This window comes from Patescibacteria group bacterium (assembly GCA_028716045.1).
Taxonomy (GTDB): Bacteria; Patescibacteriota; Patescibacteriia; order JAQUQO01; family JAQUQO01; genus JAQUQO01.
This window is the reverse complement of sequence record JAQUQO010000001.1, coordinates 499,707-515,127: the sequence shown is the minus strand read 5'-3', so window position 1 is coordinate 515,127 and position 15,421 is coordinate 499,707. Positions and strand designations below refer to the sequence as shown.

17 protein-coding genes are annotated in these 15,421 nt (G+C 43.4%); all 17 read left to right on the top strand.

Annotated elements, in window-relative coordinates; genetic code table 11:
• Positions 1-4 precede the first annotated feature (4 nt).
• The 17 genes from pilM to gatA all read left to right on the top strand — a co-directional run bounded on the left by pilM (position 5) and on the right by gatA (position 15,421).
• Positions 5-1,144 carry a pilus assembly protein PilM gene (pilM, locus tag PHG22_02645; protein ID MDD5490670.1) on the top strand — a complete coding sequence of 380 codons (1,140 nt, stop codon included), beginning with the start codon at positions 5-7 and terminating at the stop codon, positions 1,142-1,144.
• 17 nt (positions 1,145-1,161) lie between these two features.
• Complete coding sequence (locus PHG22_02640; GenBank protein MDD5490669.1) at positions 1,162-2,259, top strand: hypothetical protein; 1,098 nt, start codon at positions 1,162-1,164, stop codon at positions 2,257-2,259.
• A gap of 10 nt (positions 2,260-2,269) precedes the next feature.
• Positions 2,270-2,857, top strand: a complete 588-nt coding sequence (locus PHG22_02635) for a hypothetical protein (protein MDD5490668.1) — start codon at positions 2,270-2,272, stop codon at positions 2,855-2,857.
• A 1-nt stretch (position 2,858) separates the two neighbouring features.
• Entirely contained in the window at positions 2,859-3,149 is a 291-nt protein-coding gene (locus PHG22_02630; protein MDD5490667.1) for a hypothetical protein, read from the top strand.
• 23 nt (positions 3,150-3,172) lie between these two features.
• Positions 3,173-4,930 carry a GspE/PulE family protein gene (locus PHG22_02625; GenBank protein ID MDD5490666.1) on the top strand — a complete coding sequence of 586 codons (1,758 nt, stop codon included), beginning with the start codon at positions 3,173-3,175 and terminating at the stop codon, positions 4,928-4,930.
• Between the two features lie 12 nt (positions 4,931-4,942).
• Positions 4,943-6,154 carry a type II secretion system F family protein gene (locus tag PHG22_02620; GenBank protein MDD5490665.1) on the top strand — a complete coding sequence of 404 codons (1,212 nt, stop codon included), beginning with the start codon at positions 4,943-4,945 and terminating at the stop codon, positions 6,152-6,154.
• Positions 6,155-6,254: 100 nt separating this feature from the next.
• A complete protein-coding gene (locus tag PHG22_02615; GenBank protein MDD5490664.1) occupies positions 6,255-6,737 on the top strand; it encodes a hypothetical protein in 483 nt (160 codons plus the stop codon).
• An 81-nt stretch (positions 6,738-6,818) separates the two neighbouring features.
• On the top strand, positions 6,819-7,313 hold the full coding sequence (locus tag PHG22_02610; protein ID MDD5490663.1) for a type II secretion system protein: 495 nt from the start codon (positions 6,819-6,821) through the stop codon (positions 7,311-7,313).
• Between the two features lie 93 nt (positions 7,314-7,406).
• Positions 7,407-8,204 (top strand): prepilin peptidase, encoded by a 798-nt coding sequence (locus PHG22_02605; GenBank protein ID MDD5490662.1) that lies wholly within the window; start codon positions 7,407-7,409, stop codon positions 8,202-8,204.
• Positions 8,205-8,270: 66 nt separating this feature from the next.
• Positions 8,271-8,807 carry a prepilin-type N-terminal cleavage/methylation domain-containing protein gene (locus PHG22_02600; protein MDD5490661.1) on the top strand — a complete coding sequence of 179 codons (537 nt, stop codon included), beginning with the start codon at positions 8,271-8,273 and terminating at the stop codon, positions 8,805-8,807.
• A gap of 1 nt (position 8,808) precedes the next feature.
• A complete protein-coding gene (locus PHG22_02595; protein MDD5490660.1) occupies positions 8,809-9,402 on the top strand; it encodes a hypothetical protein in 594 nt (197 codons plus the stop codon).
• Between the two features lie 92 nt (positions 9,403-9,494).
• Entirely contained in the window at positions 9,495-10,220 is a 726-nt protein-coding gene (locus tag PHG22_02590) for a prepilin-type N-terminal cleavage/methylation domain-containing protein (GenBank protein MDD5490659.1), read from the top strand.
• Positions 10,210-11,028 carry a hypothetical protein gene (locus PHG22_02585; protein ID MDD5490658.1) on the top strand — a complete coding sequence of 273 codons (819 nt, stop codon included), beginning with the start codon at positions 10,210-10,212 and terminating at the stop codon, positions 11,026-11,028. Before PHG22_02590 ends, PHG22_02585 begins: the two co-directional genes overlap by 11 nt.
• A gap of 1 nt (position 11,029) precedes the next feature.
• A complete protein-coding gene (ligA, locus tag PHG22_02580; GenBank protein ID MDD5490657.1) occupies positions 11,030-13,099 on the top strand; it encodes an NAD-dependent DNA ligase LigA in 2,070 nt (689 codons plus the stop codon).
• 145 nt (positions 13,100-13,244) lie between these two features.
• Complete coding sequence (gene gatC / locus PHG22_02575) at positions 13,245-13,553, top strand: Asp-tRNA(Asn)/Glu-tRNA(Gln) amidotransferase subunit GatC (GenBank protein MDD5490656.1); 309 nt, start codon at positions 13,245-13,247, stop codon at positions 13,551-13,553.
• Between the two features lie 25 nt (positions 13,554-13,578).
• Entirely contained in the window at positions 13,579-13,941 is a 363-nt protein-coding gene (locus tag PHG22_02570) for a pyridoxamine 5'-phosphate oxidase family protein (protein MDD5490655.1), read from the top strand.
• A gap of 19 nt (positions 13,942-13,960) precedes the next feature.
• Entirely contained in the window at positions 13,961-15,421 is a 1,461-nt protein-coding gene (gene gatA, locus PHG22_02565) for an Asp-tRNA(Asn)/Glu-tRNA(Gln) amidotransferase subunit GatA (GenBank protein ID MDD5490654.1), read from the top strand.

The following is a 15,421-nucleotide window of genomic DNA, read 5'->3' as shown; positions in this document are numbered from 1 at the left end:
CAACATGCCTTTATTTACTTCCAAAGAAAAAAGTTATTTAGGAATTGACATCGGCAAAGGCAGCATCAAAGTTGTGGAGCTCTTGAATGATAATGGACGCGCCCGGCTTGTGACTTATGGATATGTCAATCGGGAGACTGAAGAAATTCCGGAAAAAGACCTGATAGATTACCCCAAAGAAACCGGCGAAATAATTAAAAAAATTTGCGCCAGAGCAAAGACAAGGAGCACCCGAGCAATAGCCGCTATTCCGGTTTTTTCGGTTTTTAGTTCAGTTTTGAATTTAACGGACATTACCGCTAAGGAATTGGGCAATAAAAAAGCGCTGGGGAGCAGGGTGGAATGGGAGGCGAAGAAGATTATTCCTTTGCCGCTTGAAGAAATGATTTTGGATTGGAAAATTATAAATGAGAACGGGGTGAAAGGAAAGTTAGCGGAAAAAGAGGAAAATAAGGAGAGCAATAAAAACATTGAAGAGGAGCCGGTCATTAAAGAAAAATTGAGCGGAGTGCAGGTTCTGCTTACGGCCGCCCCGAGAAAACTCGTGGAGAAGTACATTGCTATTTTTAAAACCGCCGGCCTGCAGCTTTTAAGTTTGGAAACCGAAGCCTTTGCCCTCGTGCGTTCGCTCGTCGGAAGGGACAAATCTCCGATGATAATTTTAGACAGCGGAGCCGGCCGGTCAAATCTTTCCATAGTGGATAACGGAATCCCTTTTATAAATCGGAGCATTGATATAGGCGGAGCGGTGATTACCAAGGCGCTAAGCCAAAAATTGGGCGTTGATTTAGGGAAAGCCGAACAATTTAAGTTGGATTTAGCGCAAGGGGCGGTTGATCCAAAAATTTATGAAGCAATAGCCGCCACTTTGAATCCCTTAATTAACGAAATACGTTATTCTTTGAACATCTACAAAAGCCAGGAGGGAGAAAAAGCGAAAGATATAGAGAAGATTATTTTAGCCGGCGGTTCGTCGTTGTTGTTCGATTTTCCCGGTTATCTTTCCCGAGCTTTAAACATGCGGATTTATATAGGTGACCCCTGGTCCAGAGTGATTTATCCGGAAGAACTAAAACCACTGTTAGAGGAAATTGGGCCGAGATTTGCCGTACCCATCGGCCTGGCCATGAGAGACATTTATTAATTTTCAAAAAATAAAATATGGAGGATAAAGACAAAGACATCAGCCTTCTCCCCGAAGAAATGCGCCGCGCAGAAGAAAAAGAGAGACAGAGGAAAGAGAAGGCGGTGACTGAAATAAAATTACACGTGCCCGAGGGAGGGAAAAACGGGGCTGGATGGACACAACCGTTGGAAACTAAGACCAAATTTTCTTTTTGGGATAAGCTTTTCGGTACCGCGGAAGAGCGGAGGAAAAAGGCGGAGGCCAAAAAGAGAATACTCGAAGAAAGAGAAAAAAAAGAAAAAATTGAAAACCAAAAAAAAGAGGAGGCGCGACAACAGAAAGAACGAGAGAAGCAAGGGGTGAGGAGAGAAGAGCCGACAGGAGTAAATATAGCGGAACGTCTGAGAGAAGAAGCGGTGCGTCGAGCCGAGGAAGAAGCCAAAATTCGAGAGAGGATTGAAAGAAATAAAAGAGAAGAAGAAAAAAGAAAAGAATTAAAGAAAGCGACTGTCATAAAGCCGAAGCCGAGACCAGTGGAGCACGAGGCCGAGCCGCCAATTCCGGGGATGAAAGTGAGTTTGATTCCCGAAGACATCGCCAATCCGCCGGAGGAGCGTTTCCGTCATGGTTTCTTAACTTTTGTTTTGGTAATCGCTTTTTCAATCCTTGTTATCGCCGCCGGATTTTTATGGATGGTTTGGCAGGAATCAAAAGTAACGAATGAAACGGCCAATCTTGGTGGAAAGATAGCCGCGCTGGACCAGGAAATAAAAAAATATGATGGCATTAAAGCGGAATCACAGGAATTACAGAAAGAAATTAAGTTAGTGAAAGACCTGCTGGACAAGCATGTTTATTGGACAAAGTTTTTTGATTTGCTGGAACAAAATACCGTGGTCGGAGTTTATTATCTTAGTTTGGCGGCGGACATTGAAGGCGGAGTAGTTTTATCCGCCACGGCCGATAGTTACAGCTCTATCGCGGCCCAGCTCGTGGCTTTCCGCGAGGCCGTAGATTTTGTGAAGGAAGCAATAGTGAGTTCGGCGGTGGCGCAAGAAGGAGAAGAGGGACAAATTAGCGGCGTTAACTTTAATATAGACTTGAAACTGGTTGACGGGGTTTTTAAAAAGTAATATCTAAAATATGGAGAATCAAAGACCTCAAAAATTATCACCTTTCAAGCTGTTTTTATTACAATACTTTAAGATTATAACTCCGCTAGTTGCTATTTTAATTTTAGTTTTAGGCTTGTTTTTTATTCTTAAACCAAAGTACAATGAAGTTAAGATAAGCGGCGCTTTAAATTTGGAAGCCAAGCAGGAAGAACTGGCTGCTAAAAAATTATATTTGGAGCAGCTTATTTCTTTGCGGGAAAATTACGGGTCTATTTCGGAAGACGACATTGCTAAAATAAGAGGAATTTTGCCGCTCGAAGAGGATATCCCGGGGCTGATGGCGCAGTTTGAGAAAATAGTTCAAGGGAGCGGGTTTAATTTATCGTCCCTAAATATCAGTCCGGCGAAAAACCTTTTCAAAAATAAAGGTGATGAAGACGTGAAAAAATTATTGGTTGTCGCCACGATTGCCGGCGGAGATTATTCCAAATTTAAAGACATGTTGTCAGTCGTAGAATCAAATTTGCGCTTATTTGATGTCCGCTCTATTAATTTTACTTCCGGCAGTGATTTATACACTTTAAATATCTCTACCTATTATTTGGCGAATAAATAATATGCAATTTTTAGAAGGACGTAACAAAAGAAGAAATGTTATTTTACTTACGGTGTTGGCGATTTTATTTATTGTAGTCCTTATTTATGTATACATTATTTTTTGGAGTGATTCCGGAATATCTTTAACATCCGGCGGAGTATTTAGTGGCAAGAAAAGCCGGGTGCTGGAAACTTCTTTTGATAAAGATTTGTTTGATTCCGCAAAATTCCAGTCGCTCAAAGAATCAGTGAGATTGCCGGTGCGTTCCGGAGCCAAGGGTCAGCCGGAGCCATTTAGAGCGGTGGACTAAGACGGATAAATTTTTTAGATATTATGTTTGACGATAGTCAAATAAAAATTTTAGAAGAATTAGAAAAAAAAGGGTTTCTTTCCAGGGAACAGAAGGAAAAGGTTTTGTCCCAAAGCGAGGAGAAGACCTTAGTTGAGGTGCTTTTGGGGCAGGGTTTGGTGGAAGAGGAAAAATTTGCGGAAGCGGAGGCGGTTGTTTTTAATTTTTCTTACATAAGTTTACTTGGCAAAGAAATCAAGCCGGAGGTTTTGAGTATTGTCCCCAAAAACATTGCGGAGAATTACAAAATGATTGCCTTTGAACGTGAGAAGGGCAAAGTCAAAGTGGGGCTGGTTGATCCCAAGAGTTTCGAGGCGCAAGAAGCCATGGATTTTTTGGCCGGAGAAAACAACCTCAAGGTGGAATATGCCGTTATCTCCGATTCTTCTTTTAAGGAGGCTTTTAAAAAATATGATTCCATTGGCAAGGAAGTGGAAAAAGTTTTGGGGGCGGCCAAGGAAAAATTTGGTCCGGAAGTGGCGCCGGGGACACAGCAGTTGGACGAGGTCCCAGAGGGTCTGGAGTCAGAAGATGTCATTAAAAAAGCGCCGGTTGCTCAAATCGTTTCAGTTATCATTAGGCATGCGGTAGAAGGGGGAGCTTCGGATATTCACATCGAGCCGGGCAGAGAAGAAACGCGGGTGCGCTACCGCATTGACGGAATGTTGCGTACTAATCTTAAGTTGCCCATTTACCTTCACCAAGCAATTATTTCTCGTATCAAAGTTTTAGCCAATTTGCGTTTAGATGAAACGCGCGTGCCGCAAGACGGCAGAATCCGTTTGCGCATTAATGACCGCGACGTGGATTTCCGCGTTTCCAGTATTCCGGTGGTGGATAATGAAAAAATAGCGATGCGCATATTGGAAACCAAAGCCAAAGCATTGGCGTTAGCTGATCTAGGATTCCATCCGTGGATAATCAAAGTGATTGAACGTAATATTAAAAAAGCTAATGGGATGTTTTTAATCACCGGCCCTACGGGGTCAGGCAAATCCACCACTCTATACACGGTTTTAAATATGCTTAATGACGAGAAGGTGAATATCTCAACTTTGGAAGACCCGGTGGAATATTTTATCAGAGGAGTTAATCAGTCGCAGATTAATCCTGAGGTCGGATTTACTTTCGCCACCGGACTCCGCGCTTTATTGCGCCAGGACCCCAATGTGATTATGGTGGGAGAAATTCGCGACGGGGAAACGGGAGAGTTGGCGATTCATGCCGGTTTGACCGGACACTTGGTGTTTTCCACCATCCATACCCGGGATTCTTTCGGAGTCATTCCCAGATTGATTGATATGAAATTGGAGCCATTTCTTATCGCTTCTACTTTAAATGCGGTGGTCGCGCAGCGCTTGGTCAGAAAAATCTGCGAGCATTGCAAAATTGAAGCGGATATTCCTCCAGACATGGAAAAGAATTTAAGAAAGAAAATAGAGGAATTGCCCAAAGAAGCTTTGCCTAAAGGAGTGGATTTATCAAAACCTTTGAAGTTTTATAAAGGCAAGGGTTGCCCGCGGTGCGGCAATTTGGGATATAAAGGCCGGAGCGTCATCGCGGAAATTTTAGAAATAACTCCGGAGATGCAGAAAATTATCGTCTCGGGATATAAGACTTCAGATGTTAAGGAGGAGACAAAAAGGCAAAAAATTATCACCATGAATGAGGACTCTTTAGTTAAGGCGCTTGAAGGAGTTACCACGGTGGATGAGATTCTGCGGGTAACCCAAGAAGATTAATAGAAATTTTAAATGCCGCTTTATAATTATCGCGTAAAAAATAAGTATGGGGCAGCGGTGAGCGGGGTGGTGGAGGCAGCTGCGCCGGAAGAAGCCTCGGACCTTTTAGCCGAGAGGGGATTTACCATACTTTTTATTGAAGAGCGAAAAAAGGAAAGCGTTTTGTCGGCTTCCCTGTCTTTTTTTGACAGAGTGTCCATAAAGGATTTAGTGATTTTTTCCCGCCAGCTAGCGGTAATGATTTCCGCCGGTGTCAGAGAGGTGCAGGCCCTGCGGACTCTTATTGGTCAAACCTCAAATGAGCGTTTTAGTTCTATTATTAAGGATATTGCCGATGAAGTGGAGGGTGGAGCAAAACTTTCTGAAGCGATGCGCAAGTATCCGCGGGTTTTTGACAATTTTTTTATTGGCATTGTCAAATCGGGAGAAACCACCGGCCGGCTGGCGGAGGTTTTAAATTATTTAGCCGATCAGCAGGAGAAGGATTACGATTTACGACATCGCATTAAAGGAGCGATGACTTATCCGAGTTTTATTGTTGGTGGCTTGATTATCGTCGGCATAGTGATGATGGTTTTTGTTATTCCGCAATTGACCGGGGTTTTAGAAGAAACCGGAACCGAACTGCCGTTATCTACGCGGCTTTTAATCGGCACGAGCGATTTTATAAGAAGCTATTGGTGGGCTCTTTTGTTTGCGCTGGCGGCGCTGGTTGCCGGGTTCAGGATTTATACCGCCACGGAACCTGGCAGATATAAGTGGGATTATTTAAAATTAAGAATACCCATTTTCGGTCCCATTTTTCAGAAATTATATTTAGTGCGTTTTACAAGAAGTTTATATACCCTTTTTATCGGCAATGTGGAAATAGTGGCGGCTTTAAAGATTGTAGCCGAGGTGGTGGGCAATGCCGTTTATAGAGATTTGGTTATTAAAACAGCTAAGTCCGTGGAAGACGGCAATCCCGTGTCTAAAATTTTTTTGGAAAATACGGATATGATCCCGGCGATGTTGCCGCAGATGCTGGCTATCGGAGAACAAAGCGGCAAATCGGCCGAGGTTTTAGAAAAATTAACCAATTTTTACACGCGCGAGGTTGATAATTCCGTGCAGAGTTTAGTCACCCTGATTGAACCGATTATTATGGTGATAATCGGTTTAGCAGTGGGCGTGATGGTGGCGGCGATAATTATGCCGATGTATAATTTATCCGGGCAATTGTAAGGGGGGCTGCAGTCTATTGCTCACGGACTACGGCTTACGGACCAGGGGCTAGGGGACCAAAAATTTCAATGCGCATTTAATTCGTTTTAATTCGTGTTCTATGTTTATAGAAAAAGAGCAGCAGAAAGTGGAAGAAAAAAAGAAAATAACTGTAGTGCAATGGCTTCTGGCGATCTTGGCGCTCGGCCTAATTGTTTTTTTAGTTGTGTGGTTTGTGGTGGCGGAGCGCGTTAAGGCAAGAGACGTAGCGCGCGTGGCCTATCTCAAAGAAATCCAGGCGGGATTAGAAATGTACTTTAATGATTTTAACGCTTACCCGATTTATCGCAGTTTGGCCTTGGGTTCAGGGAAAGCCCTTTGTCTTGACGCCAATGGTTTCGGCGATAGTTGCGATGGCAGAATTTATCTCAATTATATTCCGGTTGCTCCGGTTCCGGCTGACGGCAGATGCACGGCCGAGCTTAACGCCTTTACTTATCACAGCGAGGATGGAAAAAATTATCAGATTGATTTTTGTCTCGGGAAAACAGTTGGCGGGCTTAAGGCCGGAGTTCACGCCGCCAGATTTGGAGAGATAAAGTAATTCCTCTTTGGTTATTATCCCTTTTTATGCTATAATACCAGAATGTGTAAAATATTTTAAATATTAAGTTAACTTAAAGGTATGACTAACAAATCCAAAAAAGGCTTTACTTTGATCGAGCTTTTGGTGGTTATAGCCATCATTGGCCTTCTTTCCACCTTGGCGGTAGTGGCTTTGGGTTCTGCCCGTGCCAAAGGCCGCGACGCACGCCGTATTGCGGACGTAAAACAGTATCAGACGGCGCTGGAGATTTTTTACGCTGATTGGGGATATTACCCGGGGAAAGAATCAGACGGGGCCAAAAAACTGGGGGCTGATTTTAAATGCTTAGATAACGCCGGTTGGGGGACGGATACTTGCTCTGGCGCGCAAATTTACATTAAATCAGTACAGCCAGCTCCTACTCCTCCCCAGGATAATGCCTACACTTATCAAGCTCTGACTTGCGATACCGAAGGCGCGAAGTGTGATAATTATGAAATCAGGTTTACCTTGGAAAGTCCGACGCAGGGCTTATCGGCCGGCGTGGCGGTTTGTTCCACGCCCGAAGGCATTAAAGAATGCGCTGTTGAGTAAAAATTTATTTTTGCCGATTAAAACAGCCCCTGATCCCGAATACTCGAGGTCGGGGGCTTTGGTTTTAAGCGAAAATTATGCTAAAATAAAAGCATGGGAATAATCATTTTTTATACTTTTGTTTTTATTTTTGGTCTGATAATCGGCAGTTTTTTGAATGCCGTAATTTGGCGGTTTTATAAGAAGGAATCATTGGTAACCAAGGTTCGTTCTTATTGCGTAAAGTGTGGGCATACTTTAGGCGCGAGGGATTTAGTTCCTCTTTTGAGCTTTATTTTTCTCCGTGGCCACTGCCGGTTTTGTAAAAATAAAATATCTTGGCAATATCCATTGGTAGAGTTGGCGACGGGGATTTTATTTGTATTAATAGCATATCAGAGCGGTGTATTAGTAAATGGCCATTGGCTATTAGCCATTAGCCATTGGTTAGGAATTTTGCGCGGGTGGATTTTTGTATCCTTTTTGATAATTATTTTTGTCTATGATTTAAGATATTATCTGATTATAGACAAAGTTACGATTCCCGCGATGGTGGCGGCAATTATTTTAAATTTGATAATGGGCGTTCTTTGGTGGCAATTACTTTTGGGGGCTGTTGTCGGCGGAGGATTCTTCTGGCTGCAATACGTTGTTTCGCGCCGACGCTGGATCGGCGGCGGGGATATTCGTTTGGGGATTCTTATGGGCTTGATGCTTGGCTGGCCGGGGATTCTTTTGGCTTTATTTTTAGCTTACGTGATTGGAGGAGCAGTTGGTCTGATTCTTATAATCAGTAAAATAAAAACATTGAAAAGCGCTGTCCCCTTTGGGACATTTTTGTCCGTGGCGACGGCCATAACTCTGCTTTACGGAGAAAAAATTATAATCTGGTATCTGGAGTTGATCAGATAGGAGTCAAAATTTTAATTCGGGGCAGCTGATTTAAATTTTTAAGCTTTGAATTTCTAATTATTTTTCATGTTAAAAAGATATAAAAAATTAAACTATTTCCCAAACCGTTCCGGATTTACCCTGGTTGAACTTTTAGTTTCCATTACTATTTTTGCTTTAATGACCATGTTTGTGGTGGTTAATTTCCGTGCCGGTCAGAAGCAGGATTTTTTAAATTTAGGAGCGGAAGAAATTTCCAATAATTTAAAAAAGGCGCAGACGGCGGCCGTGGCGGGCGAACTTATTGAGGGAGTTGTGCCCAAGGGCGGATATGGTCTTTATTTTGCGTCCGACTCCACCAGCTATCTTTACTTTGCGGATTTAGACGGGAATTTTAATTATACGGCAGTTGATGGGGTTATTGCGGAATACCCATTGCCTAAGGGCGTGGTTATTAACTCCGAAAATTTAAGCGTGGTTTTTGACCCGCCCCGTCCCAAAATTTATTTTAACGGCAGCGATATTGAGGCAGAATCAGAAGTTATGATTAAGCATCAAGATTTGCCGGAGGCGGTTAAAAAAATAATCATTAATTCTGTTTCGGGTAAGATTGACCTAGAATAATATGGCTGGATTAAAATATAAAAATAACAGAGAACGCGGTCAGGGGCTTTTGGAAACCGTTATCGCCCTAAGTATTATTGTCACGGGACTCGTGGGCGCTTTAAGTTTAGCGGTCGCTAATTTAGCCAGCAGCAGTGACAGCGGCCAAAGAATTATTGCCGGCAATTTGGCGCGCGAAGCGGTGGAGGTTATAAGAAATAAAAGAGATTCCAATTGGCTCGGGAGCAAACCCTGGGATGATGGTTTGTATTTTGCCGACGACCCCCCAGGCGATCATTCAGCTATTGTTAAAATGGTAAGCGAAGGGGAAGCGAGAAACTGGATTTTAGATTTCGGTCCGGATAATATCAACGATTCAGCGGCGGGATTAAAATTGGAGGAATATCTATATAATAGCGAGGCGGGTGAGTCAACCAATTTTTCGCGGCTGGTGACTATTGATGAAATTTGTTCGGATTATACCATTCTCACGGAAGAAAGCGGCAGTTCTTGCGAAGAAAAAATCGGCTTGCGGGTTTTGGCTGAAATTAAATGGACTGACCGCGGACGTCCGCATAGTTTGGTGGCCGAAGATAGATTGTATAATTGGAGATAAAAATAATTCAAAATTTAAAATTCAAAAGGCAAAATTACAATTTAAAATTCAAAATTTTAATTTTGAACATCCAGTGTTGAATTATTTATGCTATGGAATTTTTTAAGAAACAATTAAAATCCAGACGTAATTTATCCGCCGCTGGTTTTACCCTGATGGAAATGCTGGTGACTTTGGCTATTTTTTCCACAGCCCTGGTTATTATTTCCAACATTTTTGTGTTGGCTGGCCGGGCGCAAAATAAGTCGGCAGAGATAGAAAAAGTTCAAAGCGACGCCCGTTTGGCCATGGAGATGATGACCCGGGAAATTCGCGCCGGCAAAATTGATTACGGGCATTATTTAAACGGAGTTATCGGCGATGAAACTGGCGAGTTGGCTCTGCGCGACAGCGAGGGCCGCGCCATTGTTTTTTATGCCGGCGTCTGTTTTAATGACACTCAAAAAAATTGTCTGAAAGTAAGCATTGATGGTCAGGCGGCGGACGTCACGAGCCGCGGGAGCAAACTTCTTGATTTAAAATTTTATATCCGGCCGCAATCCGACCCCTTTAAGTCGTTACCTACTGAAGAGGCGGATTGTTTCAGTGGAAATTATGATGCTCAAAATAATGTCTGCTTATGTGAGGAAGCGGCTGACTGTTTCCCGGATGAAGAGTGTCTGGCCACCAGCGCCGGCGGCGTACACATTTGCGCCAACGCCAATACCCAGCCGTGGGTGACTATTAAATTTGTTTCTCAATCAGCCGGCGCCATTTACGGCGAACAGCCGTTAGTGGCTTTAGAAACGACCGTTTCCACAAAAAATTATGAACGCTAAATATCTAAAACAACAAGGTTCTATTTTGCTTTTAGCGCTTTTGATTATGACGACGATTATGGTGGCGAGTACAGGGCTGGCGGTTATCGTGATAAGTGAGATCAGACAAGCGCGGAGCATTGATAATTCCATTTTAGCTTATTACGGAGCGGAAAGCGGAGTGGAGGAGAGTTTGTATAAAATTCGTCAGCAAGAAGCGGCTCTTGCTGATTTAGTGAAGGCTGAAGATTTAACGAACGGCGTAGGATGGTTTTTAAAGAGTGAAGACGTCAGTGATATGATGGATAAGGTGGAAATAAATGAACTGAAATCCGGACAGTTTGTGGAGTTGGATATTTATAATCCCGAGGGATTGCCGACCGATACGCGATATCTGGAAATTATTTTAAAAGAACAGCCGTTGGACAAGATTGGTTTTGAAGTCAGCTGGTTTGGCTGGGAACAGGGCGAATTGAGCAAATACGCGAGTCAGACGGTGGATTTTTCTTCTTTCACTTATGATGAGGGCAGCGGTTATTATCGGCTGGACCCGCCGATTGATTTAGCCGACGATTTGGCGGAGAAATTCGCTTATCGGGTAAAAATCAAAGCGCTTTATAATACAGTTAATTTTATGGAAATCAGGGCTTATAACGAAGCAAGCGAAGCGCGGCAAATTCCCGCTCGCATTGCCGCCGCTGTCCGCGGCGAATACCGCGGTTCACGCCAGACCATTAATTTTGAAATGCCGCGGCAATCGCCTTTGGGCGGGCTTTTTGATTTTGTGCTTTTTTCCGAAGAGTCAATTTTAAAAGGAGTGAGTGAATAATATGGATAAAAACGAAGTTAAAAAACGCCTAGCCAAATTAAAAAAAGAGATAAATCACCATCGGTATTTATACCATGTTTTAGATCGGCAGGAAATTTCCGATGCCGCCCTTGATTCATTAAAACATGAACTTTATAAGTTAGAGCAGGAATATCCGGAATTCATCACTCCGGATTCCCCAACCCAGCGCGTGGGCGGTTATCCTTTGGAAAAATTCGTCAAAGTGAGCCACCGGACGCCGATGCTTTCCATTGAAGATGTTTTTACTTTTGAAGAATTGGCCGACTGGAAGGCGCGTATTCAAAAACTCCTGCCGACAAAAAAATTAGATTATTACGCCGAAATAAAAATGGACGGTTTGGCCATGTCTCTGATTTATAAAAGAGGAGTGTTAGAAGAGGCCTCTACGCGCGGGGACGGCAAAATAGGGGAAAATGTCACGCAAAATATCAAAACCATAGAGGCGATTCCCCTCGCTTTACATGAGCCAGAAGTTGCAGAGATTGCCGCGTTTTTAAAAAAGTACGGCGAGACCATGGACAAGAAAAAATTCTTGGCAGAGGTGAATAATATCAATAAAACAGAAATTGAAGTCCGGGGCGAGGCCTTTATGCGTAAAGATGTTTTTGAAAAACTCAACAAGGAACAAGAAAAAAATGACCGGCCGCCGTTTGCTAACCCGCGCAACGCCGCCGCCGGCAGTATTCGACAGTTGGATCCCAAGATAACCGCTTCCCGAAGATTGGATTTTTTTGGTTACGACCTGCTGGCCGATTTCGGGCAGACGACCCACGAACAAGTCCACGAGATTTTAAAATTATTGGGAATTAAAACCAACCCCCATAATTCTTATTGCCGAACGTTGGAAGAGGTGGAGAAATATCGTCAAGAAATACGTAGCCGCCGCGCAAAACTCCCTTATTGGACCGACGGAATAGTTATTAATGTCAATGACACGGCGGATTTCAGAAAGCTCGGCGTGGTTGGAAAAACGCCTCGCGGGGTGGTGGCTTATAAATTTCCGCCGGAGCAGGCGACAACCGTGATCCGTGAGGTCAAATTTCAGGTAGGGAGAACCGGCGCGCTCACGCCCGTGGCGGTAATGGACCCGGTTTTTATCGCCGGCACGACTGTCACTCACTCCACTCTGCATAACATTGATGAAATAAAAAGATTGGGAGTAACCATCGGCGATACGGTAATTTTGGAAAAAGCCGGCGATGTCATCCCTAAAGTTATAAAAGTTTTACCCAATTTAAGAACCGGCAAAGAAAAAGAAATAAAATTTCCGGACAAGTGCCCGATTTGCGGCTCGCCAGTCAAGAGAAAGGAAGGGGAAGTGGCGATTTATTGTTCCAACCCCAGCTGTTTTGCCAAAGAAAAAGAAAAAATAATTCATTTTGTCTCTCGTAAGGCCTTTGATATGGAAGGGCTGGGAGATAAAATAGTAGAGCAGTTATTGAATGAAGGACTGATTTCTAATGCCGCAGATTTATTTACGCTTACGCAAGGTGATTTGGAACCGCTGGAAAGATTTGCCGAAAAATCAGCTGACAATATCATTAAAGCCATTGGGAAAAGCAAGCACATTTCGTTGGCAAAATTTTTATACGCTCTCGGTATTCGCCATGTCGGCGAAGAAACGGCGATTGATTTAGCGCATAAGTTTGGGGGTTTAGAAAAAATAAAAAATGCCACACTGGAAGAATTGAAAAAAGTTCCGGACGTAGGCGAAGTGATGGCGGTCAGCGTTTTTAATTTTTTCCGCGATAAGAATATTATAAAACTTATTGATTCTCTGCTGGCCAATGGCGTGATGATAGAAAAAAATAAAAAAAGGAAAGAGACTCTAGCCGGCAAGACCTTTGTTTTAACTGGAACTTTAGGCAGTCTGACGCGCGATGAAGCCAAAGAAAAAATCCGTTTTTTAGGCGGTGATGTGGCGGGCTCGGTAAGTAAAGAAACCGATTTTGTGGTTGCTGGAGAGGAGCCAGGGTCAAAATATGACAAAGCCAAAAAACTGGGCGTAAGGATTTTAAACGAGGCTGAATTTTTAAAAATATTGAAATAAAAGAGGCCCAGGGTTTCTTTAACGCCGAGTGGGTCAGCGGGAAACCATGGGCCGGGAGCAACAATGCATCTATAGTAAACCACACGAAATTTTATTTGTCAAGACGTTAGAAATTTGTTAAATTAAATTCAATTTAGACGGTTTTATGAAATTAACCAAGTTAGAAGTAGAAAAAATAGCCGGTTTGGCCAAAATTGATTTAACCGACGCGGAGAAGAAGAGATTTCAGAAGGAACTCTCCTCTATTTTGACATATATCGGGAAGTTGAATGAAGTGGATACAAAGGACGTGGAGCCAACTTATCAGGTGACGGGTCTGCGCGATGTCTGGCGGGAAGATGCGGAAATTGACTGCGGCAAAAACGTTCGCGAGGGAATTTTAAGCAATATGCCGGAACGGCAGAATAATTATTTAAAAGTCCCGGCGGTGTTTAAAGAAAGGAATAAAAAATAATTGCTTTAGATTTTTATATTTTTTTATGTCAAAAATTACCAGAGAAGCCAAAAAGATAATAGAAAATAATCCAGTGGCTTTTGGCACGGTTGATAGGTTCAGCCGGCCGAATGTTATCGGAGTGGCTTTTATAAAAGTAGTAGGCGAAAATACGGTTTTGATTACCGATAATTTTATGAAACAAACAAAGAAAAATTTAGCGATAAATAAAAACGTTTGTCTCGCTGTTTGGAATAAAAAATGGCAAGGTTACAAATTAGTCGGTCGGGCCAGATATTATGTCAGTGGTAAGTGGAAAAAATTCGTGGAAGAGATGCCCGAGAATAAGGGATTGCCGGCCAAGGGCGCGATATTAATAACAGTTTCCCAAATAATAAAACTGGGTTAACGGGTAGCTTTTAGCTATGGTGAAATTAAACCAACTTACAATTAAAGAAGCGCACGAGGGATTAAAGAAAAAAGACTTTTCTTCGGAAGAATTGGTTCGGGCGTGTTTGGGGCAGATAAAAAAACACGATAAAGAAATTAATTCTTTTATTACCGTGGCCGAAAAGGAGGCCTTAGCGGACGCGGAAGAAATTGATAAGAAAATAAAAGCCGGCGAGAAAATTGATTTACTCTCCGGTATTCCTTTTGCCGTCAAAGACGCCATTTGCACCAAGGGAATCCGCTCCACCGCCGCCGCCAAAATTTTAGATAATTATATTCCTCCTTTTGACGCCACGGTCATCAATCGCCTGAAAGAGCGGGGCGGGATTATCATTGGTAAAAATAATTGCGACGCTTTTGGTCATGGCGCGTCCAATGAAAATTCCGACTATGGTCCGGTACGCAATCCCTGGAAGCCGACGCGTGTGGCCGGGGGTTCTTCCGGCGGCTCGGCGGCGGCCGTGGCGGCGGAGATGGCTATTTATTCCATTGGCGAAGACACGGGCGGTTCCATCCGTCAGCCGTCTTCTTTTTGCAATACTGTGGGTTTAAAAGTAAGTTATGGCCGAAATTCCCGTTATGGCATTATGCCTATGGCTTCTTCGCTGGATACGGTCGGTCCTATCACTAAAAATGTTTTTGACGCAGCGGCCGTGTTGGAAGCCATGGCAGGCATTGACCCGGCCGACTCCACCACAGTGCCGGACAAAGTTCCTGATTACACAAAATTTTTAAAGGAGGATGGGCTTAAGGGAATAAAAATCGGTTTACCCAAAGAATACCTTGATTATGATATGGATAAAGAAGTGAAAAGAGTTTTGGAACAGGCGGTGAAACAATTTGAAGAGCTGGGAGCTAAAATCAAAGAGGTATCTTTGCCGCATACTGAATACGCGGTGCCGGTTTACTATATCGTTGTACCTTCGGAAGACAGCACTAATTTGGCGCGATTTGACGGCGTCCGTTACGGAGTTCGCTCTCCCAAAGCGGGGGACTTGGAAGAAATTTACACTCTTTCCCGAGCCGCCGGCCTGCCGGCTGAAGTAAAACGCCGCATTATGATCGGCACTTACGCTTTGTCCGCCGGATATTATGATGCCTATTATCTCAAAGCGCAAAAAGTGCGCACTTTAATCAAACAAGATTTTGAGAAAACATTTTTAGACGTGGATGTGCTTTTAACGCCCACCGCGCCCACGCCGCCCTTTACCATCGGCGAAAAAATTACTGACCCGCTGGCCATGTATCTTGCCGATGTCTTTGTTTCTCCGGCCAGCGTGGCGGGGATGTGCGCCATTTCCGTTCCGGCGGGATTTAGTTCTGATAGTCTGCCTATCGGCATCCAAATCATCGGCCCGCGGCTTGGCGAGGAAAGAATTTTAAATGTCGCCTATAATTTTGAGCAGGCGACGGATTATCATAAAAAGAAACCATTTTAA

Excerpts from the sequence above, each read along its gene's own strand:
- pilM (MDD5490670.1), top strand. The coding sequence starts at position 5 with ATGCCTTTATTTACTTCCAAAGAAAAAAGTTATTTAGGAATTGACATC.
- PHG22_02640 (MDD5490669.1), top strand. The coding sequence starts at position 1,162 with ATGGAGGATAAAGACAAAGACATCAGCCTTCTCCCCGAAGAAATGCGC.
- PHG22_02635 (MDD5490668.1), top strand. The coding sequence starts at position 2,270 with ATGGAGAATCAAAGACCTCAAAAATTATCACCTTTCAAGCTGTTTTTA.
- PHG22_02630 (MDD5490667.1), top strand. The coding sequence starts at position 2,859 with ATGCAATTTTTAGAAGGACGTAACAAAAGAAGAAATGTTATTTTACTT.
- PHG22_02625 (MDD5490666.1), top strand. The coding sequence starts at position 3,173 with ATGTTTGACGATAGTCAAATAAAAATTTTAGAAGAATTAGAAAAAAAA.
- PHG22_02620 (MDD5490665.1), top strand. The coding sequence starts at position 4,943 with ATGCCGCTTTATAATTATCGCGTAAAAAATAAGTATGGGGCAGCGGTG.
- PHG22_02615 (MDD5490664.1), top strand. The coding sequence starts at position 6,255 with ATGTTTATAGAAAAAGAGCAGCAGAAAGTGGAAGAAAAAAAGAAAATA.
- PHG22_02610 (MDD5490663.1), top strand. The coding sequence starts at position 6,819 with ATGACTAACAAATCCAAAAAAGGCTTTACTTTGATCGAGCTTTTGGTG.
- PHG22_02605 (MDD5490662.1), top strand. The coding sequence starts at position 7,407 with ATGGGAATAATCATTTTTTATACTTTTGTTTTTATTTTTGGTCTGATA.
- PHG22_02600 (MDD5490661.1), top strand. The coding sequence starts at position 8,271 with ATGTTAAAAAGATATAAAAAATTAAACTATTTCCCAAACCGTTCCGGA.
- PHG22_02595 (MDD5490660.1), top strand. The coding sequence starts at position 8,809 with ATGGCTGGATTAAAATATAAAAATAACAGAGAACGCGGTCAGGGGCTT.
- PHG22_02590 (MDD5490659.1), top strand. The coding sequence starts at position 9,495 with ATGGAATTTTTTAAGAAACAATTAAAATCCAGACGTAATTTATCCGCC.
- PHG22_02585 (MDD5490658.1), top strand. The coding sequence starts at position 10,210 with ATGAACGCTAAATATCTAAAACAACAAGGTTCTATTTTGCTTTTAGCG.
- ligA (MDD5490657.1), top strand. The coding sequence starts at position 11,030 with ATGGATAAAAACGAAGTTAAAAAACGCCTAGCCAAATTAAAAAAAGAG.
- gatC (MDD5490656.1), top strand. The coding sequence starts at position 13,245 with ATGAAATTAACCAAGTTAGAAGTAGAAAAAATAGCCGGTTTGGCCAAA.
- PHG22_02570 (MDD5490655.1), top strand. The coding sequence starts at position 13,579 with ATGTCAAAAATTACCAGAGAAGCCAAAAAGATAATAGAAAATAATCCA.